Origin of the sequence: Rummeliibacillus sp. SL167 (assembly GCF_007896505.1) — a bacterium.
In the GTDB taxonomy this organism is placed as follows: Bacteria; Bacillota; Bacilli; order Bacillales_A; family Planococcaceae; genus Rummeliibacillus; species Rummeliibacillus suwonensis.
The window spans coordinates 390,999-413,286 of sequence record NZ_VCBM01000002.1; the positions used below are offsets into that span (position 1 = coordinate 390,999).

Sequence of the window (22,288 nt, forward strand, 5' to 3'; positions counted from 1 at the left end):
ACTGATGGGAGCTTCACTTTATACTTTGCTGAAGATAATGAACCATCAAAAATGTATTCGCATTTTTCCGTACAGTGTTATTCAAAAAAAGCAAATTCAAAGCTATAAGGGAAAACAAGCTGTAGCGGAGTAGGCTAGTTATGTATAGTTGAATGCTTAAAATTGGATAATCGACATACCTAATCCTGAATAATCTAGGGGAAATCTATGAAGGTTTTCTGGAGGAATCATAGGCGACCAATCATAAGGGTTTTTTGAAGAAGAAAGATGCAATGTTTCTAATCAATAGCATACAATAAACAGACAAACGTAATTTTTTTTAAAATTATGGTATAGTTAATATAGATATTAATGAGAAGGGATCGTTAGAAATGATTGCAAAAACGCAAGAAGAAATAGATGCATTATTAAAAGCTGGTCGTGCAATGGCTGAAATTCGTAATGCATTGAAAGACGCAACAAAACCAGGTGTTACTACAAAAGAGTTAGATGACTTAGCAGGTCGTTTATTTGAAGAAAAAGGTGCCGTTTCAGGACCAAAGGCAGAATATGATTTTCCAGGATACACTTGTATCAGTGTAAATGAACAAGTTGCACATGGTATTCCGAATCATCATAAACTAAAAGCTGGGGACTTGATTAATATTGATGTATCAGGTCATGTGAATGGCTATTATGCAGATACAGGGATTTCATTTATCGTAGGGGACGTTGAAAAGCCAGAAGTTCAAAAAATATGTGATATTGCCCAAAGTGCATTTGATCGTGCCATGACAAAAGTTAAAGCTGGTTCTCGTTTAAATCAAATCGGTAAAGCTGTTGAACGTGAAGCACATGATCATAAGTTATCAGTCATTATGAATTTGACGGGACATGGTATTGGCCATTCTTTACATGAAGAACCACAATATGTTTTAAATTATTATGATGCTTGGGAACGCACAATTTTGAAAGAGGGAATGGTGTTGGCTGTAGAACCATTTATCTCACAAAAGGCTGAGCATATAGTAGAATCAGGTGATGGATGGACTTTTGTCACTCCAGATAAATCACTTGTGGCTCAACTTGAACATACAATCATCGTTACGAATGGTGAACCAATTATTACAACAAAAATTGACTAATACAGGTAGTATTACTTTATAGAAGTATAAAAGGGTATCTTAAAATTTAAATACTTCAAGATACCCTCTAAAGCTCTCTGATTTATTCAGGGAGCTTTTGTTTTTTTATAAAAATGATTCCAACCACTAATACGCCACTTAAGAAAAGTGCAGCAGCCGTTACAAGTAATTCTTCAAAGCCATTTTTAAATGCAATTCCTATAAAAACCCAAATATAGACAATAGAAAAAAGTATATCATCATAATGAAACCGTATGTGAAGTGCAATCGCTGTTCCAAATGTAAGGGTGATGACAGCCCATAAAGGATCGCTTAGTCCTAAAAAGCTCCAATGATTATGAGTAAAGAGAAAAGCGATGTTCATAAAGGCTACAATACTTTCCCATGCAAGGTAAATCGAAATTGGTGACCGTCCATCCCATGAGCGATGTGATGCAGGATAAGTGAAATACAACCCTATTAATGATAAGAGCATTAAAATAATAATGGCAATCGACCATGTAAAATATTCATAATGCCACAAGTAAATCCATAATATATTAAATACCGAACTTGCTACAAAATAGATAGCTTGTATGGATGTCATATGATGTTCGGAATGGCGATTTTTCCACAATAGATAAATCCAATAAGCTAAGATGAGATAGACAAAAACTTGAATAATATAAACATACCCTGCAGGACTAAATAGGACAGTATAGCTGTTGGAGATTTCACCCGTTGTATGACCATTCAGCGGAATGATATTAGTAGCTACGCTAAAGACAACCATGGTCATATAAGCAATGGTAACGATGAACAGTCTACCCAATAAAATCTCCTCCTTCAAATAAAATTGATGAAACGTAGAATCATTATATAAATCGGTCACTTCTTAGTATACAATCGTTTTACTCTAACAACAAATACCATTTTAATGAATTTTGGAGTAAAATATAGTTACAATAAAAAAGGAGAGGATAAAAGTGGTTAAGCGCATAGAAAATTTGAATCTAGATAAAAAACTAGATGGAAGTATTTCCTATAAAAAGGAACTGAAAAAACTACAGTTTGAAATGCTCAATATTCAACAGTTCTTATTTAGACATGAAATTGGTCTAATAATTGGATTTGAAGGAATGGATGCAGCTGGAAAAGGCGGAGCAATCAAAAGATTGACACAGCGTTTAGATCCACGAGGATATGTAGTGCATCCTATTGCAGCCCCAACTTCTGAAGAATTGAAATATAACCATCTCTACCGGTTTTGGAAACGCCTTCCCGCACGTGGGCAAATTGGTATTTTCGACCGCACATGGTATGGACGGGTACTTGTAGAAAGAATCGAAGGATTTGCTACACAAGAAGAATGGAAACGTGCTTACGAAGAAATCAATCAATTCGAAAAATTATTAACAGATGATCATTACATCATGTTAAAGTTCTGGATACAAGTTTCGAATGAAGAACAGTTAAAAAGATTTAGGGAACGTGAACAAAATCCATATAAAAAGTGGAAACTAACAGAAGAGGATTGGCGTAACCGCGATAAATGGCCATTATATACTGAAGCTGCTAATGATATGTTTGAAAAGACGGATAAAAAGAATGCGCCATGGGTCCTAATTGAAGGAAACGATAAAAATTATGCACGTATCCAAGTTCTAAAAGAAACTATTAAACATATAAAAAAAGAGTGTGAATCTCGTGGATTACAAATTGTAGATCCAGCAGAGTTCACAACTCAAGGGATGTAATGCTGACGTTTACATAGCTTGTGAAGAAACGGATGACTTCATGATACTATCGCAAAGGATGGGTAATGTTGTATGGTATTTTTAGAGGGGCAACAATGTTATTTACGTACATTAGAGATAGCGGATGTAACACCATATACACAGATGGTTGCCCGTAATATGCATTACTGGTCAATCCATGAGCCATTACATCCACCTGAATATTACACGGAAAAAATTCAATTAAAGAAAATTCAAGAATCTGTTCGACAAATGCATGCGAATCGAGAATATAGTTTTGGGATTTTTACGAGTGGAACTACTGAGATTATAGGTCATATCTCTGTCTATTCAATTAGACGCCTACCATTTTCGAGTGCCTTTGTAGGTTATTCCATGGATGAAGCATATACGGGAAAGGGAATTGTATCAGAAGCACTTTCTCTCGTTTCTAAATTTGCTTTCGAAGATTTATGCATCCATCGTTTAGAAGCATATGTTTCACCTAAAAATGCGGCTTCTGTACGTGTATTGGAAAAAGCAGGTTTTCTGAGAGAAGGATTATTACGTAAACTTCTATATATTAACGGGAAATGGCAAGACCATTACTTATATGCCTTAATGGATGAAGATTATTGAAAAGGAAAGGCCGCTTGGCGGAAATGGCGAAGTGGATTTCGTAAACTTTTTAATAATATGTAGAAACTGTTGATAAATTTCCCGGAAAATATGTTGATATTCAACGATAAACTATCAAAGGAGAGTATCTGAAGGTTTTACAAGGAAATCCTTTTTCAGGGAAAACATGCTACGTTCTTCCTGCAAGCAAGATCATTTTGTTTGCTGATGTTCTTGTTGTTGCTGGATTTTGTACCCTTTTTTGAAAGGAGTTATGCGTATTTTTGCCTGTAATCAAAAAATGAGTATGCTAGGAGGCGATCTTAGCATACTCATTTTACTTTTGGCGTTTCATCATATAAAGGGATGCACTTTTTATCCCGCTTTAAAAGGCAGTAAGAACCCCTCGCAAGATTTAGAGAGAAACGAAAAGATAGATGGAGGAACAACTGCCGCATGCGTCCGATTGGTTCGGGCGGGCAGGATGTTGGTCCCTCAGGTGTTGCCACAGGACGTGGCGTTTTTCACTTCTGTTCCTCTACTTCAATGGGAGATGAAGAAAACCCACACTGATGGAGCTTCACTTTATTTATGAGAACCATCTATAATGACGTCTAGCTTTCCTGTCTTAGGATCAATTACTAAACCGTGGACAGGTATAGAGTCTATTACTAATGGATGGTTTTTGATCATTTCAACACTATGACGCACATTTTCTTGAACATCGTTAAATCCATGAAGCCATTCAGTCAAATTAACACCAGAATAGTTCAATAAATCAAATGTATCTTGTTTAATACCACGCTCCATCATCTTTTGAAGCATTTTCTCTGGATTCACGGCACTCATACCACAGTCATAATGACCTATAACGAAAACTTCATCTGCTTGTAATTCATATATTGCGACAAGTAAACTGCGCATAATGCCACCAAATGGATGGTTGACGATTGCACCAGCACATTTAATCATTTTAACATCACCATTGCGAAGATTCATTGCTTTAGGCAATAATTCGACAAGGCGTGTATCCATACAAGTTAAAATCACAAAATGTTTGTCAGGATATTTACTTGTAATGTAAGGCTCGTATTGTTTTTCTTCTACAAAAGTTTTATTGAAAAGAACAATATCATTTAAAATAGACATAACAGTACCCCCCTCTTCCTCTTTTCTAATTGTAAAATAACTCAATAGAAAAAGGAAATACTGAAAATTTTATTTTTTTAGTAAATGGATGGTGTCGAGTGCTTTTCCGGTTCCTACAGCAACAGATTCTAGCGGTTCAGCGGCCAAATGAACGGGAACATCTAGTTCTTTCGCAAACCATTCTGTCATGCCTTTTAAGAGGGCCCCGCCACCAGTTAGTACAATACCACGATCAACGATATCACCAGATAATTCTGGAGGACAGCTTTCTAATGTTTTTTGAATTAACTCTAAAATGGCTAATAGGCTTTCTTTTAGACAATCTTGGATTTGCAGCGAAGTAACTGTAATTGTTTTAGGTAGACCTGTTACAATATCACGTCCTCGTATTTCCATTGTTTCAGATGGATGTTCGATTAATGCATAACCGATTTCTTGTTTGATTTTTTCTGCAGTAGGTACGCCGATTAATACATTAAACTTTTTACGGGAAAATTGAATAATTTCATCATTCATATGATCGCCACCAAGTTTCATAGTATTGGAGGTAACAATACCACCGAAAGAAATAATCCCCACTTCTGTGGTACCGCCACCGATATCAACGATTACACTTGCGATTGGATCACTGACAGGTAATTCTGCTCCGATTGCTGCTGCAACGGGTTCATCGATTAGATATACTTCTTTTGCCCCACATTGTTTCACGGCATCTTGGATAGCGAGTCGTTCAACAGATGTAGCGCCAGATGGGGTACAAACAACGACATTTGGTTTGCGTAGTGAGGAACCCAATTTTTTGGATGCCTTCTCCAGCATTGCTTTAATCATAGCTGTTGTCATATTAAAATCAGCGATGACTCCATCTTTTAATGGATTTATTACTTCAATGGTTAAAGGTGTTTTACCAACCATCTCTTTTGCTTCTTTACCAATAGCAATAATTTCATTTGTATTCACATCATAAGCTACAATGGATGGCTCATTGACGATAATTCCTTTATTTTTTGTATATACTAACGTATTGGCTGTGCCCAAATCGATCCCGATTGCGGTTGTCGAAAACATACGTATAATTCCTCCTCTAAAATGCCTTAGGTTATCTTAGTATAAAATATATTTTTCTTAAAAAGTATGTTATTTTATGGTATATAACAATCGTTACATTCTAAAATAAGCAAAAGGTTAATAGGAATATATAAATAATGGAATAACAATAGTAGAAAGGATTTTAAATGTTATAGATTTGTCAAAGAAATGTGAGGAGAATTTATTTAAATATTAAAAAGAGCTACTTGCCTTTTTTTGCAAGTAGCTCCTTTTATATTAGAATTTGTTTTTTGGTTTTGGATCTACGATATGAGAAGTAGAGGAATCAAGACCAACTCTTAAATAGTGAACGAAAAGACCGCCTGCAACTATGAGTAAGCCAAACATGCCACCTACTGTAGCGATAAATGATGCCATTATCGATAACCCTCCCTATATATAAATTGTTCATTAACTATCAGTATACATGATTCTAACCTTAAAGATAAGAAGAAAATAAAAATTCTACAAATCTTTTAAAGAAATATAGAACACTATTATCATAACACTTTTAATGAAAAAATAAATGGTTATTTTTGGCGAATAAAATCTTGGAAAAAGCGAATAACCCCTCAGAAAAAAGCAAATAACCCTTCTGAGAGAGCAAATAATCCTAGGAAAAGAGCGAATAAACCCTCGGGGAAAGCGAACAGTTGAGGCGCAGCAGCGCAGCCATTTAAGGAACAGAGTCTAAGAACGCCATGACCTGTGACAACGATTCTGTGGCCAACATCCTGTTGCCCTCAGCATTTGCCGCATGAGTCGTGCAAGTCATAGTGGAAATCAGCGAATGGACTATATTTTGTAGAAAAATTGGATAATCAACGTGTTTGAAACTAAGTAATTTTACTTATTTTTCTTATTTTCACCAAATATCCTCTATTGTTCGCTATTGAATATTAATATTAAGAAAAAGTAGCCGAAATAATAAGAAGAATGACGACTTTGGAGGTACAAAAATGGATTTATCATCGGTTGTGGGTCTTATAATGGGATTAATCGCAGTGTTTGTTGGGATGACCTTAAAAGGGGTTACTCCTGATAATTTGCTTAATCCGGCTGCTATTTTGATCATTCTTTTAGGAACAGTAGCGGCTGTTACGATTGCGTTCCCTAAAAGCGAGCTAAAAAAAGTTCCAAAACTATTTAAGATTTTATTCACAGAGCAAAAGTTAGTAAGCGATGTTGAAATCATTAAATTGTTTTCCGAATGGGCTGATTTAGCACGTCGTGAAGGATTATTGGCTTTAGAAGGTAAAGTTTCTGAAATTGACGATCCTTTCTTGAAAAATGGTCTTACTTTAGCGATAGATGGCCAAAACGCAGACTATATTCGCGATGTATTGACTGAAGAAGTGGAAGCAATGGAAGAAAGGCATACGGCTGGAGCACAAATTTTTACGCAAGCAGGTACATATGCTCCTACATTAGGGGTGCTCGGTGCGGTAGTTGGTTTAATCGCAGCGTTAAAAAATATGAATGATGTTGACGCGCTTGGACATGCGATTTCAGCTGCCTTTGTTGCCACGTTGTTAGGGATTTTTACAGGTTATGTTTTATGGCATCCATTTGCGAACAAGCTTCGACGCAAATCGAATATTGAAGCACGTCAAAAAATGATGATGATTGAAGGAATTCTTTCAGTTTTAGAAGGGGAGGCTCCTCGCGTAATTGAGCAAAAACTTGCTTCATATTTAACAAAAGAAGACCGCAAACAAATTATGGATGAAAGCGGGGCGAGCGGCCTTGGCAAAGAAAGCTAAAAAACGAAAAAAAGAACCAGGTGAAATTCCGGAGTCTTGGTTGCTTCCTTATTCCGATCTTCTGACATTATTGTTAGCGCTATTTATCGTATTGTTTGCATCTAGTTCAATAGATTCCCAAAAGTTTGCCCAGTTGTCTGCGGCATTTAATGCTGTGTTTGATGGAGGAAACGGAGTAATGGATAACCCATCGCCAGTGGAACCTATGAATCCAAAAAGTGACTCATTAAACAAAAATGCAGCATATTTGGAAGATCAGAAATCACTTTCAAAAATCAAAGGAAAAGTTGATGATTTTATCGCTGTCCATGAGTTAGAAAAACAATTTGAAACAAAGATGACCGATGATGGTCTTCTTGTTACAATTCGTGATAGTGTATTATTTGATCCAGGTAAAGCAGATGTAAAGGAAGAATATAAAGCTACTGCAAAGGAATTATCAAAACTGCTAGTTTTTAATCCAAAGAGAAGTGTGATTATTACTGGCTATACTGATAATGTCCCGATGAATAATGCGGAATTCTCTTCTAACTGGGAGCTTAGTGTCATGCGTGCAGTGAACTTTTTAACCTTGATTGTGGATGCCAATCCAAAACTAGATTCGTCTTATTTCAGTGCTAAGGGTTATGGCGAAAACAATCCAATTGCATCAAATGATACAGCGAAAGGTCGTGCGAAGAACCGCCGTGTTGAAGTACTTATTCAACCATTAGTTAAAAAAGATGGGACATCAACAAGTTCTTCAACTAAAACGGATTCAACATCAACGAAGCAATCTCAATCTAACAGTAAATAAGGGAAAAGGCTATCCTAAAAACTTAGCCAAGAATCATGAACGTATTCTTATATAGAAAAATCTGCTCAATCTATTTTTAGAATGAGCAGATTTTTTTGCGAAGAAAGCAAAACGACAGGAGCACGGTGTTCTGTCTTGTATTATTTACGCAATGATCCGAGTTCTGCAACAATTGCTTGCATTTCACTTGGGCTAAAGGCATTTCGTTTCATGACCATTTTGTACAGAAATACTAAATCTTCGTAGTTATCGGTATTAAAATGTTCAGGTTTCATCGCATCGGCATTAACCATACGAAGTTTATCTTTTATACCTTTAATGATAAAAGTTACATTCTCTGTAGACGGTTGAGTTAAATTCAAAGGGATTCCTCCTACCTTTTATTTCATTCTTATTATACAGTATCACTTCATATAGAATTCTGAAAGTCAATTTGAGTTGCATCTTTCTAATAGAATCAATTTCATAATGCAAAATCCAGATGAAAAACACGAACATTTCTAATCAACATGAACATTAATATTCAGAAGTTTTTGTTCCACTCCAGACGGCGCTTTCCACGGGCTTGACTTCAATCTCCTCGGGTCAACACGATGTTGACTCCAAAATCGTTGCCACAGGACGTGGCGAACTTAGGCTTTGTCCCTTCAATCGTTCTTGCGGGGCTTTCAGCTCAAGCTTTTCCCGTAGGACTTTGAATAAGCCTCCTTGAACTCACACCGCACGAAGGAAATGCGCAAGCCTAATCGAGAAGTCGCCGTCTTCCGCTCCACAATTATCAAAATTAGTTATTATTAAATGTTCGTATTTTTTAGAAGAAAATGATTGATGAAATTGATTCAATAAGATATTATTTTCTTTTCACTTCCTCCATACATTGGATTGAATTTTGAAGTAGCTAGAAAATATATAGCGTGGATTAGTTTATGAAAAGAAAATGCATTTGATATTGAAACTGTTTTACTTAGAAAGTAGTGGGGTATAATAATATATATAGATGTTTGGAGGAGGATAATTATGTCTAACAAATTAGTGACAGGAATTGCACTAGGAGCAGTTGCCGGAGCAGCTTTGAGCATGCTGGATCGCCGTACTCGTGAAACGGCAGTAAAAAAAGTGAAGCATTTTGTAATCGATGTGCAGTATTATGCATATAATCGTCAAGAAATAGTGGATAAGATCAAGTCGACAACAAGCACAGCCCAATCAATGTATAAGACTTTTATGAAAGACAAGGATTTCTATTTAGAAAAAATAGATGAAATTCAAAAACTTACTCCTCAAGTAAAGGATATTGTTATGGAAACAAAAGATGTCTTTACGGCTGGAATCGAAAAAGGTAAAGAAACTGAAAAAGAAGCACAAGTAGAATCTGTTATCCATTTATAAGTTCCCATTCAAAGGGGGAGCCGTTATGAAGAAGCATAAAAGATCTAAAAAAAGATACAAACTTTCAAGAAATTCAAAAACGGCGGTTAGGAGAAATGGAAAATCCTCTGAAATGTTTGATAAGATGAAATTGATGCAGATTGAAAAAAAAAATAGGTTAGTTCAAAAATATGATGTTACAGAACCAAAGGGTTTTATATTGGCATTTATCCAACGGTTGAAGGATGCGGATATTACAGGATTTGGCGCACAACTAGCTTATTTCTTTTTATTATCATTATTTCCATTGCTCATCTTTATTATGACATTATTGCCGTATTTGAATTTTCCACCAGATCTTATTTATACATTTTTGGAAGCCTTACTGCCAAAGCAGGCATATACTCTAATTGAGGGAACAATCGTAGAAGTTCTTGAAAAACGGAACAGTGGTTTGTTGTCGATTGGGGTGATCGGTACAATTTGGTCGGCTTCGAATGGTGTAGATGCATTAATAAAATCATTGAATCGTTCTTATAATAAAGATGAAACAAGACCTTTTGTAGTTGCAAGATTTATGTCTGTTGTGTTTACCTTAATGTTGATCCTATTAATTGTAGTGGCTTTAGTTTTATCTGTATTTGGTCAACAAATTGGACTGTTTTTATTTTCAACATTTGGATTAGCAGCGGATTTTTTAAGTATTTGGAATAAATTTCGCATTATCCTGCCACCAATCTTGATCTTTAGTGTTTTGACATTAATGTATTGGATGATGCCAAATATTAAATTATATTTAAAAAGTGTATTAATAGGTTCGTTATTTTCGACAATCGCATGGTTAATTGTTTCATATGGTTTTTCTTTTTATATAAACAATTTTTCAAACTACTCATCTACATATGGCAGTATCGGTGGGATTATTATCCTTTTATTATGGTTGTATGTGACAGGTATTATTTTGATGGTAGGTGGGCAGCTGAATGCTATTATGCAACAAAGAAGAGAATTACTAGAGATGAAAATAAAAACAGATAAAAAAGCAGAGAAATCTAAGAAGCCTTGATGAGATCTATATAAAGGGATTATCGAAAGTTCATTTCAAAATAGAATACTTCAATCAATAAGTAAAAATCTGCTCAATCATAATGATATGAGCAGATTCTTGTTTGTTCTGTAATAATAGATAGTAAGCCAAGCCCTCACATGAAGCCCTAGTAAAAAGCAGGACGATAAGTAGGAGAGCATCTACCTGAAAAGTTCGATTTGTCCAAGTGATACCTAATGAAAGAAGAAAACCATACTGTAAGAAAGTTTTAGCCTATATGAATCCATTATTTTTTAGCATTCTTAGACCATTCAAGATAACTAGAATTGTACTACCTTCGTGTCCAACTACACCAAGTGGTAGATCGACAGCTTGCAAGAAATTAAAAATGATTAATAGAGCAATAATTGAAATAGAGAATACAATGTTTTGTTTAACGATTTGTTGCATCTTGCGTGATAACTTAACAGCATAAGAGATTTTAGAAAGATCATTTTTCATCAATATGACATCAGCTGTTTCAAGTGCAACGTCAGTACCTTCCCCCATTGCAATTCCTGTTGTTGCAGTCGCTAAAGCTGGAGCATCATTAATACCATCACCAACCATACCAATATGATGATATGTTTTCATCAAATCTTTAATATGATTTACCTTTGTTTCAGGTAAACATTCTGCAATATAAGTATCCACACCCGCTTCTTTTGCAATTACTTTTGCTGTTTTTTCGTTATCGCCAGTTAGCATAACTGTATGAATACCCAAGCCTTTTAATAGTGCAATGGCATTTTTAGCTTCTTCACGAACTGTGTCCTTCATCGCAGCAAGAGCAACAATGCCGTCTTCATCCGCTAAGAAGATAACTGTTTTTCCTTGTTCAGCAAGTTTAGGAGCAATACCATCAGCGAATGTAGAGGCAGCATCGCGCCCTACAAAATCTGTTTTTCCTACTTTATAAGATTTTCCATCGACGATCGCCTTTAACCCCCAGCCAGGTACATCCTCTATTTGAGCTTGATGGAACGTTGTAAGCTCACGTTCAGTGGCATAGGCAATTATAGCTTGAGCAAGAGGATGGTTTGATTTTGCTTCAATGCTTGCTGCAATGGAAAGCATTTGTCGTTCATCTGCATCGTTACGAACAATAAAGTCTGTGACAACTGGTTTTCCTTGTGTAAGTGTCCCTGTTTTATCAAAAGCTATTGCTTTTAAGACACTTAAGTGTTCAATGTGCAAGCCGCCCTTAAATAAGATACCATTACGAGCACCATTTGATATAGCAGACAATGTTGCAGGCATAATGGAAGCGACAAGTGCACAAGGAGAAGCGACAACTAATAATACCATGGCACGATAGAATGTTGTGTTCCAATTCCAATCAAGTAGGAAATGGGGGACAAACAACATAAGTCCAACTGTTGCCAGCACACCTTTCACATAAGTACCTTCAAAACTTTCGATAAATTGTTGTGAAGGGGATTTCTCGCTTTGGGCAGATTGAACAAGGTTGATAATTTTTTGGAAAAGCGATTCAGAATTTGGTTTAGTCATTTCCATTGTTACAGCACCTGTCATATTGACAGTACCTGCAAAAACATCTGCACCAACTAATTTTGTAACAGGGATCGATTCGCCTGTAATCGCAGCTTCATCAATCGAAGTAGCTCCTTCAATAATGACGCCATCTGTTGGCACTCGTTCACCAGGTTTGATGAGTAGGCGGTCACCTAATTCTAGAGAGGAAACAGCTACACGTTCTGTGTCACCATTCTCTTTGATCAACCACGCTTCTTCTGGTTGTAAATTCATCAAGGCTGAAATTTCTTTGTGGCTTTTATTCATAGCATAGGTTTCTAATGCACCACTAACAGCAAAGATGAATATAAGAATTGCTCCTTCTGTCCAATACCCAATGATTGCTGACCCAATGGCTGCCAAGATCATTAAGAATTCAACATTTAACTCTTTTTTAGCGATTGTTTCTTTAACACCTTCTTTTGCTTTTGCAAAGCCGCCAATAGCAAAGGCTAGTAAATAGAAAGTAACTGAAGAAGTAGAGGTGCCATATTTTCCTAATAACCAAGCTATCAATATGAAGATACCTGATGCTATTGCAGCAATCAATTCACCATGTTCTTTTATTTTCTCAATTAGATGATATTCATTCTCTTTTACTAATTCCATTCGCAGTCCCTCCTGATAATGAAAATCAATTTCAAAACCCTTATATAATGCTTATTATGGGCGATAATGATTTATATAAAAATATCTTTATATTTATTTTTAATTTAGAATGATTATAACATAGAGTTATGCAGGATGAAAGTGCAATGATGAATATTTTATTAAAGGAATAAAAAATGTGACAAAAGGAGGAGGTGTTTTAAAAACCATATTTCTGCCGAATAAATCATTTAGAACGAAAAAAACACGAATGCTGTCATGTCAACATTCGTGTTTTTGTAAGTTTCTTTTTTAAAAAGGAATGTATAATGCGAAACTTCATCAGTGGGGGTTTTTTTCATTTCACTCCACTGAAAGAGGAACTCAGGTTAAAAGAGGCACGTCTTGTGGCAACACCTGAGGGACCAACATCCTGCCCACCCGAAACAATTGGACTTTTACGGGCAGTTGATTCCCCATCTTTATCTTTCTCGTTTTTCTCTAAAGCTTGAGATGGGGGTCTTACTGCCCGTTAAAGCGGGATAAAACTTCATATGAATATTTAAGAAAGATAGCAATTATTTTAGATTTCCATTTCAGGGCGATTTTTAAACTGCTCCATTTTTTCTTCTATATCGTTCATCATATCAATAAGGCGATCGATATCTTGTAAATCTGCAGTTTTGGGATCAATAGCATCTAATACTTCCACAAAAATTTGCAGACGTTCCTTTAAATATTTGACTTGTTGTTCTTTATCTGTAATTGACTTGCTCATCGTTACACCTCATTTCGTCTTCATCATCGTATATGATTTTATTAATTTTTTCAATTGTAAATGCAAAATTATAGGTCAAAGGATATGTTTTAGTTTTTGATAAGTTAAGAAAATTTACAAAATTAATATATGGTGTTAACATGATATTAACCTAAAAGAAAGGAGGAAAAGGGCGTAATTACTGAAGTAATCATTCATTCGTAGGAGAAGGCCTCTTGACCCATCAATGTAGCATGTTCCATAATTAAAAATTAGGAATGTTCTAAATTTTCAAAAAATCGGAGGCGGATTCTGACAAATAATATTTTCTAATTTAGAAGCAGTTTATTAGAATGTATAGAATGATTTTCTGCTACAAATGGGAAAGAAGTAGGCGCCTATAGACTCGCAATTTGAAGGGAGGGAGTTAAACGGATTCTCGGTTCGTGCTAGACCGATAATGAGTTTAATGTAACATCGTATGATCATAAGTATTTATTGATAGACTCAGTACACAATCAATTCATTATGTGGGCTGAGTCTTTTTATGCGTTTGAAAACAATTCACATGTCATGTGAGATTATGATAAGATGATACAAGTATCAAAATACATAATAAGTAATTTGGAGGCAGCCGTGGAACTTAGTCATCGTGTAGGGCAACAGAGATTTTTGATTTTAGTGATTATTGTATCGATCTCAGGAATTTCACAGGGAATGCTGATGCCCCTCATATCTGTTATTTTTGAACAAGATGGCGTTTCTTCATCACTGAATGGTTTAAATGCCACAGGACTTTATATTGGAACATTGATCATATCCCCCTTTATCGAGCCGCCATTACGAAAATTTGGGTACAAACCCCTCATTTTAGGTGGTGGAGCTGTAGTCTTTCTAGCATTGTTGTTCTTCCCTTTGTGGAAAAATGTATTATTTTGGTTTATCCTTCGCCTGTTAATAGGGATTGGTGATCATTTACTTCATTATTCAACACAAACGTGGATTACAAGTTCTTCACCAGAGTATCGACTTGGCAAAAATATTGCCATATATGGATTGTCATTTGGAATAGGATTTGCTATCGGCCCGTTGATCGTTCCATTGACAAAGATTTCCGAAGCATTGCCATTTATCCTTTCTTCACTTCTTTGTCTATCAGCGTGGTCTCTTGTTTTCTTTTTGAAAAACGAAAGGCCAGAATCTATACATACCAAAAGTGTTGAAAATAATATACTGAAACGTTATACGGTAACCTTAAAATACGCTTGGATAGCTTGTTTACCTTCACTCTGCTATGGATTTTTAGAGTCTACTTTGAATTCATTGTTTCCTGTATATGCTTTGCGAAATCATTTTGCGGTTTCAATGGTTTCTTTTACCTTAGCTGCTTTTTCAATTGGCGGGATTATTACGCAAATTCCCCTTGGTGCATTAGGAGACAAAATTGGGCGTAGGAAAATTGCTTTGTCTATTTTACTAGGTGGAGGAATTTTTTTCGGTTTAGGTAGTTTAGTGGAATCGTTCGAGATATTAGTGGCTGTATGTTTTTGTTTAGCCGGAATGTGTTGTGGCTCCATGTTTTCACTTAGCATTTCATATATGAGTGATTTAACACCAAAAGAATTGCTTCCAACTGGAAATTTAATATGTAGTATTTTCTTTAGTACAGGTAGTTTAACGGGACCTCTTCTTGGTGGATTATATTTGCAATATGTTCATCATGTAAGTTTCCTATTACTGATATCAACTGTTTTGCTTATTATATTTTTGATTAGTTGGATTTTCGGTCGTAGCCAAACTATACAAAAAGAGCATATTCAGTAAGATTAAAGGGATTGTTAGTAATTAGCATAGGGAGAGTAAGTGCTATCTTGGCTATAAAAATAGAGCATAGAATGTTGTTTGATCAACATTCTGTGCTCTTTCTAATTTTTCTTATTTTAAGGTTAATAATGATACGGATTCCACATGGCACGAGAGGACAGAATAAATGTCATTTGAGATATGTCCGTTCTCGGAAACATATCTATCGCAAATTTTGCACTTACGGTAGACGGGAACGCGTCGACTTAGCAAAATCAAATTAAGAAAATCTCATTTACGCTCTTTCACTTATAATTTTCCAAATAACAAAAATCAATATGACAGTTATTGCTGCTAACCATAAAGAAATATTCACTGCAATGGTTCTAAAGTATACATTACTCAATCTCATAGCTGCCAAAACAGCTGCAGCAATAAACCACGCTTTTAAAAAAGAAACTACTTTTTTTTCTTTCTTTGCACCAAATGCTGTTTTAGTAATATACAATACAATCACATTTGCTATAAGGATAATTGCAAGTCCATTTATAATATCCCCAACGGTTAAGATAAACTCAAACCCAGCTTTATTTGAAATTAAGCTAATTATAAAGTTTTTAGCTAAAGAAATAACACCTAAAACCCATAGTGCATGAAGAGACATATCTAAAAAATCCATCACCTTATCTTTTTTTGTCTTCTTAGGCATAGCTTCGATAATCTGATCACAGATTTCCTTATATCTGCCTCCCATGACTTTTTTAATATTATCGCCTCGTTGCTGACCATCAATAATTAGTTCAATAATATCTCCTCTTACAACTTCTTGATTGTACTCTGATAAATCAGAACCCCGTAAGTAGACAATCATATTTGTATAAATTTCTTTGTTTTCATCAAATATCGCTTTTTCCCTATTATTATTTTTCTTTAATAATTCCTTTGCTAATTTATTCATGTTCTTTTCCTCCCATAAATAATTGATTAACCGCATGATCTAGTTCTTGCCAGTTAACTTTAAATTCACTTAGACTAATAACCCCCTTCTCAGTTAAATGATAATATTTGCGCTTCGGTCCGCTATTAGAGTCTTGTAAAGTAGCTTTCACAAGTTCACTTTTCTGTAGGCGCAAAATAATAGGATATATTGTTCCTTCAGATATCTCTCCAAATCCATATCGCTCTAACTGTTTCGAGATTTCATATGCATAAGTCTCTTGTTTTCGGATTATCTCTAAAATGCATCCTTCTAACACACCTTTTAACATTTGTGAAGGAATCATAATAAAACCTCCCATTTAGTATCTTGCAATGCAATATACAGGTATATTGTATTGCAAGATACTAACTTTGTCAAGTTTCTTTTTGCTCACTCTAAATGATAACATCATTCTCAATAAATTGATTTTTTATGAGCTATTAATAAAACGAAACCGCCAATCAAGAGAATTCATCTCCTGATCAGCGGTCAGCTCAATATATTAAATTCAATATCACCAATTTTTACATCTATCCTATCTCCACAACTCTATGACGTTATCTATTCTATCAACTCGACCCTACTTCATTTTTCGGTTCTTTTTCTATCCATCGATATGTTCCCGCGGACGCATTTAAAACTATACGTCAGTAACGATCCTGATTATGTGAGATTAGAGATAAATGATAATTATGGACTTGCCATCTACCACAAGGATGGAGGCGATCCTGTACCTCTACGATCAGCTGGTTTTGAGCATGTAGTTGCACTTGCACTAATTGGTGCATTGCATAAGAATGCACCGCTACGTGGCCCTGTCATTATGGACTCACCATTTGGCCGACTCGATCCTACGCATAAAGAGAACATAATAAAAGTCCTACCGTCGTTATCCGAGCAAGTCGTACTTCTAGCATACACACACGAAATAGATGAGCAAAGAGCTAGGGAAACTCTTGGCTCCTCGCTGAAAAAGGAATACCGTCTCACACGTCAGACATCCTTCTATACACGTATCGAACCTAATCAGGAGGTGAAATGAAATGGCTGATCTAATAAATTTCCGTTTGTCGAAGAAAGCGAATGAGGTGGCAGAACTCCTTGCAACAAGCGGATATTTTGACTTTGCGGTAACTGCTGCAAAGTTCGCATTAGCTTATGCAATCAAGTACCATTTTGACGAGATCAACCCGGCTACATATACCCCATCTGATAGCGATGGCAGTAATTATGGTATCGGTAGCCTTGATAGCGATGGTCAAATTGCCATTCTTCTTAAAGCGATTTATCCTGATTGCACAACACCATACTTATACGCACGAAACTTAATGGTTTTCGGTCTTTTGAAAATTGGGGAACGGATCGAGAATGAAGGGCTAAAGTCAATTAGTGCGTTTTTATAACGCGGGTGATTGACTCTTCATATTTACATCTATTCTGTCTCCTCAACCCCTATGAAAAAAGGCCGTTATCTAATCTGTCAACTCAACCCTATCACTTTCAGGGCGGTTGATATGTTCCCGCAAACAATAAAAATAAGGGTTTCCTGACATTGTCACTTCAGGCTAAACAGCCGAAAGAAAAATTCAATGTCTGGAAACCCTTTATTTTTAAACATTTTTAGCGTTTTATTTATCCACCCTTGACATCAATACTACGCACTCAACGTGTGCTGTTTGAGGGAACATATCAATCGGTTGTATATAATCAACATGATAATTTGAAGTCAATAATTGTAAATCTTTTGCCAATGTAGATGGATTACATGAAGTATACACAACTTTTTTGGGCTTTACTTTTAAAATGGTTTTGATAAGGCTAGGTGCCAAGCCTGTACGAGGAGGATCGACTGTTAATACGTCCGGAATAAATCCCTCTTTTTGCCAAATATCTAACCATTTTTCAGCTGTGCCAGTTACATATGTGGTATGTTTAAAGCCATATTTTTTCGCATTTTCCTTTGCATCATGGATACTTTCAGGAATAATATCCATCCCACGTACTTCTTTCGCATCTTTGGCAAGCCATAATCCAATTGTTCCAACACCACAATAGGCATCTACTATGGTTTCTTTTCCTGTCAAAGCAGCGGCCTTTTTGATTTGATTGTAAAGATGAACAGTTTGCTGTGGATTCAATTGAAAGAATGCACGAGCTGATAAATCAAAGGCCAATTCTCCAAGCTCCTCATGGATGGTCTCTTTGCCTGCAAGAATAATGGAGCGATTTCCAAAAATAAGTGAGGTCTTATCTTCATTGATATTTTGGACAATAGAAACAATTGCTGGATTTATTTGCTTTAATTTTTCAATAAGTAGTTCTTTTTTAGGAAAGTCCTTGCGTGTGGTAATAAGGACTAGTTGGACTTCCCCAGTTCGAATACCAGCACGTACAACAATTGTTCGAATAATTCCCTTCATAGAATGATCATTATATATTGGAATATTCAAATCGTCGATTATCTTTTTTGTTGCATTTGTGATTTTCGTGGTGATTGGAAATTGTACGAGACATTCATCGATATCCAATAATTTATGGCTATTTTCCGAATAAAGACCAGCCAGTACATGTTTGCTGGGTTTTCGAACTTGAAATTGGCTCTTATTTCGGTAATGCCAAGGATTTTCCATACCAATTGTTGGACGAATCGGAATATGTTTTGCTTCTGATCTCACGTATTTATGCAAGGCTTGAACAATGACATCACGCTTAGCTGTAAGCTGGTATGAATAGGTCATATGCTGTAATTGACATCCTCCGCATTCATCGTAAATTTGGCATGGGGGTATTTGTCGAACTTTTGATTTTTTATGGATCTTGACTATTTTTGCTTCTGCAAAGTTACGGTTAACCTTTATGAGTTCAGCATAAATTTCTTCTCCGGGAAGGGCTCCCTTTACAAATACGACATTGCGTTTATAGTAACCAATCCCTTCTCCGTTGATGCCGAGTTTTTTGATTGAAAGTGGGATTTTTTGTCCCAATGTCATCGTAGGTTGTTGTGCCAAAACTTACACGTCCTTTTCACTTCATCTTATTATTATAGCGAACGGTGTCGTGTAAGGGAAGGATCAATCATCAGCTTGCCTTTTCGCCATTAGCGAAAAAAGATGTATCGTTAACAAGATTATTAATGGAATCGAATCGATAGCCCTTTTTCTCCGCATCTTTGATAAACTTTGGAAGTGCTGCAGCATTATCAGGAGATACTGTATGCATAAGAATAATTGCTCCTGGATGAATTTGCGACATTAAGTTGTCGTATGCATATTGCCAGCCTTGAGGTTTATCTTTTATCCAATCTTTAAATGCAACAGACCAGAAAATATGGCGATAGCCTGCTTCTTGACCCGCTTTGAGTAATTCTTCACTGAAAACACCTTCGGGAGGTCTTGCATAAACTGTTCTTTCAACATCAGTAAGTTCAGCTAGTTTTTTGTCAAATCTTTGCCATTCATCGAGCATTTGTTGTTTTGTAAGTCTAGCCATATTTGGATGTTTATCAGAATGATTTCCAATTTCATGACCTTCATTGATCATTCGTTTTACTAAAGGAGTGGCACTTGTTAAGTAATGCCCAGTTAAGAAAAACGTTGCTTGGATATTTTCTTTTTTCAATGTATCTAAAATGGATTCGGTATAACCATTCTCATATCCGCAATCGAAGGTAAGATACATTACTTTATCATCACTTTTGCCTTTATAGACGGCTCCGTATTTTTCAAGCAATTGGTCGAAATTGGCGCCAGCTTCAGGTGGTACTTCGTTCTGAGCCTTTTTAAATCCCCAACTAAATTCCTGCGCAGAGGCATTGAATGGGTTTGCAATAATACCAGTGATGATAATAGACATCGCAATTATAATACCTGTAGCATGCTGTTTGATCATATTAAACCCAACCTTTCTTTTTTGATAGGTTGCGTTGTTTTTTTGAATTTATGTATAGAGAGTTTTGAAAGGACTTTGAAGTATATGCAGATCAGGTTGATATGCGTTAGTTTCAAGACAGCTGGATGCTTTTTGCGAGTTACAGTGCAGTTCGTTTTATTCAAATGGAAGGATGAAGAAAATCACACTGTGTAAAGTTTTCTTTTTAATAGCTATTTCCAACAATTTTTTTATGTTTATGTAAAATCAATTATGAACATATAAGTAAGAACCGATTAAAAAGGTTGCCGATTTTAAGCAATAGCTAGGTGAAGGTATTCGTAAGTACTTTACATGATATTATCATAGTAAAGTTGTATACTAAGCATAGCAAAGGAGGGATTAGATGCCACGAATTATCACAAAAATTAGTCGTCAAAAACGTAATCAGGAACGTTATAATATTTATCTAAATGAAGAATATGCGTTTAGTGTAGATGAAGCTATTTTAGTTCAGTATGGTCTAAACAAGGGCAAGATTTTAGATGATTTAGCGGTAGATGAGATTGCTTTTGATGATGAAATTCAAAGGGCATTCAATCGGGCACTATCCTTTTTGAGTTATCAAATGCGGAGTGAATACGAAGTATATGAAAAGTTGAAGGGTTTAGAATTTGGAGAAGCAGTGATTCAAGAAACATTGCAAAAATTAAAGAAACTCAACTTTTTAAATGATGAAAGCTACTCGCAAGCTTTGTTAGAAACGAGAAAGAAAACAGCTAAAAAAGGTCCTCGTGCCATACAGAAGGATTTAGAAAAAAAGGGCATTGACAAAAAACTACAACAAAAGGTTCTACAATCATTTTCTGAAGAAGAGCAAGTACAGATTGCTTTGCAACTGGCAGAAAAGATAGTTGCCAATGAACATCAAAAAACACCGATCCAGATCAAGCAGAAAGTTCAAGAACTGCTGATGCGAAAAGGATATTCCTTTACAATTATGGAACAAGTTTTAGACAAAATTGAACTGTCGAAAGATGATGAGGAATGGGCTGAGATTATACAGCAACAGGGTGATAAAATTTGGCGCAAGTATGCGCATAAATATAGTGATTATCATTTAAAGATGCGCGTTAAGCAAGCGCTCTATCAAAAAGGCTTTCCAATTGAAAAAATTGATACTTATATAGAACAGAAGGAATGAAACAATGGATAAAAAATTTAGTGAAATGACACCAACTGAATTACGAGAAATAATTGCAACATTAAAGGAAAAAGCGCGTAAAGCTGAACAACTCGGTATTTTAAATGAGTTTGCTGTTTATGAAAGAAAAGCATTATTGGCGCAAGCTTATTTATTAAATCCAGATGATTTCAAACCGGGTGAAATTTATCGAATTGAAAATGATCCAGGAATGTTCTTCCAAATCGACTATTTAAAAGGCGTTTATGCTTGGGGATATCGTTTAGGAGGAAATCAATATGAAGAAGCTTTACCTATTTCAATGTTGACTCCTGTCAAGGGATTTTAGTGGAGCAAAAGATCGATGAATTAGTGATCAAATTGAGTACCAAAAATCCAGCTATTTCGGAAGAGAAAGCACGAGTTTGAATTGAGCCTTTGGTCAGATTTCGAATCTACATAGGCTAAGGCAGGATATCAGTATCGTGGTGCTGAAATGACCAAGAAAATCATTTCGGCAATGGACCGCAAGCTATGGGGGGCACAGTTGCATAAGTTTGTTGCACGCAATCCGAAATATGCACATCTATTAAATAAAGCAGAGTGAGAAAATGATTTCGTTTATAAAGTATTGTTTTCAAATCTTGTAGGTTTCATTTAAAAAAGCCGAAGAAATTCACTTCCTTTTTGCAGATAAACAACTTAGTTTTATGCACACAAACCAGTGTAACATGCGAAACTTAACTCATTTGTTTTTCCACTGAAGTGTTGTGAATTTTCCTAGCATTGTTATAATTTGAAATATTATTTTTAGTTGTTTTTGGAATTTTATCTCGTAAAAGCTTGATTGGTTTAGCTAACCATCA

At 35.7% G+C, this 22,288-nt stretch carries 23 protein-coding genes; 12 read left to right on the top strand and 11 right to left on the bottom strand.

Annotation, left to right across the window (positions count from 1 at the left end; all coding sequences use genetic code 11):
* Positions 1–371: 371 nt before the first annotated feature.
* Positions 372–1,124: a type I methionyl aminopeptidase gene (map, locus tag FEZ13_RS13190; RefSeq protein WP_146550034.1), complete on the top strand. Its 753-nt coding sequence runs from the start codon at positions 372–374 to the stop codon at positions 1,122–1,124.
* Positions 1,125–1,206: 82 nt separating this feature from the next.
* Here map and FEZ13_RS13195 read toward each other — a convergent pair whose 3' ends face one another.
* Positions 1,207–1,935: a tryptophan-rich sensory protein gene (locus tag FEZ13_RS13195; RefSeq protein WP_146553076.1), complete on the bottom strand. Its 729-nt coding sequence runs from the start codon at positions 1,933–1,935 to the stop codon at positions 1,207–1,209.
* A gap of 154 nt (positions 1,936–2,089) precedes the next feature.
* Here FEZ13_RS13195 and FEZ13_RS13200 point away from each other — a divergent pair, with 154 nt between their 5' ends.
* Positions 2,090–2,860 carry a polyphosphate kinase 2 family protein gene (locus tag FEZ13_RS13200; RefSeq protein WP_146553077.1) on the top strand — a complete coding sequence of 257 codons (771 nt, stop codon included), beginning with the start codon at positions 2,090–2,092 and terminating at the stop codon, positions 2,858–2,860.
* Positions 2,861–2,932: 72 nt separating this feature from the next.
* Complete coding sequence (locus FEZ13_RS13205) at positions 2,933–3,478, top strand: GNAT family N-acetyltransferase (protein WP_146553078.1); 546 nt, start codon at positions 2,933–2,935, stop codon at positions 3,476–3,478.
* Between the two features lie 564 nt (positions 3,479–4,042).
* On the opposite strand, the gene FEZ13_RS13210 is transcribed toward FEZ13_RS13205, so the two are convergent.
* From FEZ13_RS13210 to FEZ13_RS19620, 3 genes are all read right to left on the bottom strand, one after another.
* Positions 4,043–4,606 carry a beta-class carbonic anhydrase gene (locus FEZ13_RS13210; RefSeq protein ID WP_146550030.1) on the bottom strand — a complete coding sequence of 188 codons (564 nt, stop codon included), beginning with the start codon at positions 4,604–4,606 and terminating at the stop codon, positions 4,043–4,045.
* Positions 4,607–4,675: 69 nt separating this feature from the next.
* Positions 4,676–5,674: a rod-share determining protein MreBH gene (gene mreBH / locus FEZ13_RS13215; RefSeq protein WP_146553079.1), complete on the bottom strand. Its 999-nt coding sequence runs from the start codon at positions 5,672–5,674 to the stop codon at positions 4,676–4,678.
* 258 nt (positions 5,675–5,932) lie between these two features.
* Positions 5,933–6,073 carry a hypothetical protein gene (locus FEZ13_RS19620; protein WP_186725911.1) on the bottom strand — a complete coding sequence of 47 codons (141 nt, stop codon included), beginning with the start codon at positions 6,071–6,073 and terminating at the stop codon, positions 5,933–5,935.
* 581 nt (positions 6,074–6,654) lie between these two features.
* Between FEZ13_RS19620 and motA the strand changes: the two genes are divergently transcribed.
* Together motA and motB are read left to right on the top strand one after the other, a co-directional pair.
* Positions 6,655–7,458, top strand: a complete 804-nt coding sequence (motA, locus tag FEZ13_RS13220) for a flagellar motor stator protein MotA (RefSeq protein ID WP_146550028.1) — start codon at positions 6,655–6,657, stop codon at positions 7,456–7,458.
* Positions 7,442–8,254 carry a flagellar motor protein MotB gene (motB, locus tag FEZ13_RS13225; protein WP_146550027.1) on the top strand — a complete coding sequence of 271 codons (813 nt, stop codon included), beginning with the start codon at positions 7,442–7,444 and terminating at the stop codon, positions 8,252–8,254. The genes motA and motB overlap by 17 nt, the downstream gene beginning before the upstream one ends.
* A gap of 140 nt (positions 8,255–8,394) precedes the next feature.
* Here the strand turns inward: motB and FEZ13_RS13230 are convergent, their stop codons facing one another.
* Complete coding sequence (locus FEZ13_RS13230) at positions 8,395–8,616, bottom strand: DUF1128 domain-containing protein (RefSeq protein ID WP_146550026.1); 222 nt, start codon at positions 8,614–8,616, stop codon at positions 8,395–8,397.
* Between the two features lie 655 nt (positions 8,617–9,271).
* On the opposite strand from FEZ13_RS13230, the gene FEZ13_RS13235 reads away from it, so the two are divergent.
* Both FEZ13_RS13235 and FEZ13_RS13240 read left to right on the top strand, forming a co-directional pair.
* Positions 9,272–9,643: a YtxH domain-containing protein gene (locus tag FEZ13_RS13235; protein ID WP_186725912.1), complete on the top strand. Its 372-nt coding sequence runs from the start codon at positions 9,272–9,274 to the stop codon at positions 9,641–9,643.
* Between the two features lie 25 nt (positions 9,644–9,668).
* The gene (locus FEZ13_RS13240; protein WP_255473171.1) at positions 9,669–10,688 is read left to right on the top strand and encodes a YihY/virulence factor BrkB family protein; all 1,020 of its coding nucleotides are present in this window, start codon (positions 9,669–9,671) and stop codon (positions 10,686–10,688) included.
* Positions 10,689–10,943: 255 nt separating this feature from the next.
* Here the strand turns inward: FEZ13_RS13240 and FEZ13_RS13245 are convergent, their stop codons facing one another.
* The gene (locus tag FEZ13_RS13245) at positions 10,944–12,854 is read right to left on the bottom strand and encodes a heavy metal translocating P-type ATPase (protein ID WP_146553080.1); all 1,911 of its coding nucleotides are present in this window, start codon (positions 12,852–12,854) and stop codon (positions 10,944–10,946) included.
* Between the two features lie 562 nt (positions 12,855–13,416).
* Positions 13,417–13,611: an SE1561 family protein gene (locus FEZ13_RS13250; RefSeq protein ID WP_146550024.1), complete on the bottom strand. Its 195-nt coding sequence runs from the start codon at positions 13,609–13,611 to the stop codon at positions 13,417–13,419.
* A gap of 615 nt (positions 13,612–14,226) precedes the next feature.
* Here FEZ13_RS13250 and FEZ13_RS13260 point away from each other — a divergent pair.
* A complete protein-coding gene (locus tag FEZ13_RS13260) occupies positions 14,227–15,414 on the top strand; it encodes an MFS transporter (protein WP_255473172.1) in 1,188 nt (395 codons plus the stop codon).
* Positions 15,415–15,688: 274 nt separating this feature from the next.
* Here the strand turns inward: FEZ13_RS13260 and FEZ13_RS13265 are convergent, their stop codons facing one another.
* Together FEZ13_RS13265 and FEZ13_RS13270 are read right to left on the bottom strand one after the other, a co-directional pair.
* Positions 15,689–16,351: a DUF1129 domain-containing protein gene (locus FEZ13_RS13265; RefSeq protein ID WP_146553082.1), complete on the bottom strand. Its 663-nt coding sequence runs from the start codon at positions 16,349–16,351 to the stop codon at positions 15,689–15,691.
* Positions 16,344–16,673 carry a PadR family transcriptional regulator gene (locus FEZ13_RS13270; protein WP_207893689.1) on the bottom strand — a complete coding sequence of 110 codons (330 nt, stop codon included), beginning with the start codon at positions 16,671–16,673 and terminating at the stop codon, positions 16,344–16,346. The genes FEZ13_RS13265 and FEZ13_RS13270 overlap by 8 nt, the downstream gene beginning before the upstream one ends.
* A 742-nt stretch (positions 16,674–17,415) precedes the next feature.
* Here FEZ13_RS13270 and FEZ13_RS13275 point away from each other — a divergent pair.
* A complete protein-coding gene (locus FEZ13_RS13275; RefSeq protein ID WP_146553083.1) occupies positions 17,416–17,775 on the top strand; it encodes a hypothetical protein in 360 nt (119 codons plus the stop codon).
* A gap of 225 nt (positions 17,776–18,000) precedes the next feature.
* Here FEZ13_RS13275 and rlmD read toward each other — a convergent pair whose 3' ends face one another.
* Complete coding sequence (rlmD, locus tag FEZ13_RS13280) at positions 18,001–19,380, bottom strand: 23S rRNA (uracil(1939)-C(5))-methyltransferase RlmD (RefSeq protein WP_186725913.1); 1,380 nt, start codon at positions 19,378–19,380, stop codon at positions 18,001–18,003.
* Positions 19,381–19,450: 70 nt separating this feature from the next.
* Entirely contained in the window at positions 19,451–20,260 is an 810-nt protein-coding gene (locus FEZ13_RS13285; protein ID WP_146553084.1) for a polysaccharide deacetylase family protein, read from the bottom strand.
* A gap of 385 nt (positions 20,261–20,645) precedes the next feature.
* On the opposite strand from FEZ13_RS13285, the gene recX reads away from it, so the two are divergent.
* The 3 genes from recX (at position 20,646) to FEZ13_RS20515 (ending at position 22,029) form a co-directional block, all read left to right on the top strand.
* Positions 20,646–21,443, top strand: a complete 798-nt coding sequence (recX, locus tag FEZ13_RS13290; protein ID WP_146550021.1) for a recombination regulator RecX — start codon at positions 20,646–20,648, stop codon at positions 21,441–21,443.
* A 4-nt stretch (positions 21,444–21,447) separates the two neighbouring features.
* On the top strand, positions 21,448–21,771 hold the full coding sequence (locus FEZ13_RS13295) for a YfhH family protein (RefSeq protein WP_243881194.1): 324 nt from the start codon (positions 21,448–21,450) through the stop codon (positions 21,769–21,771).
* Positions 21,772–21,918: 147 nt separating this feature from the next.
* Entirely contained in the window at positions 21,919–22,029 is a 111-nt protein-coding gene (locus FEZ13_RS20515; RefSeq protein WP_312755472.1) for a hypothetical protein, read from the top strand.
* The last annotated feature ends 259 nt before the right edge of the window (positions 22,030–22,288 follow it).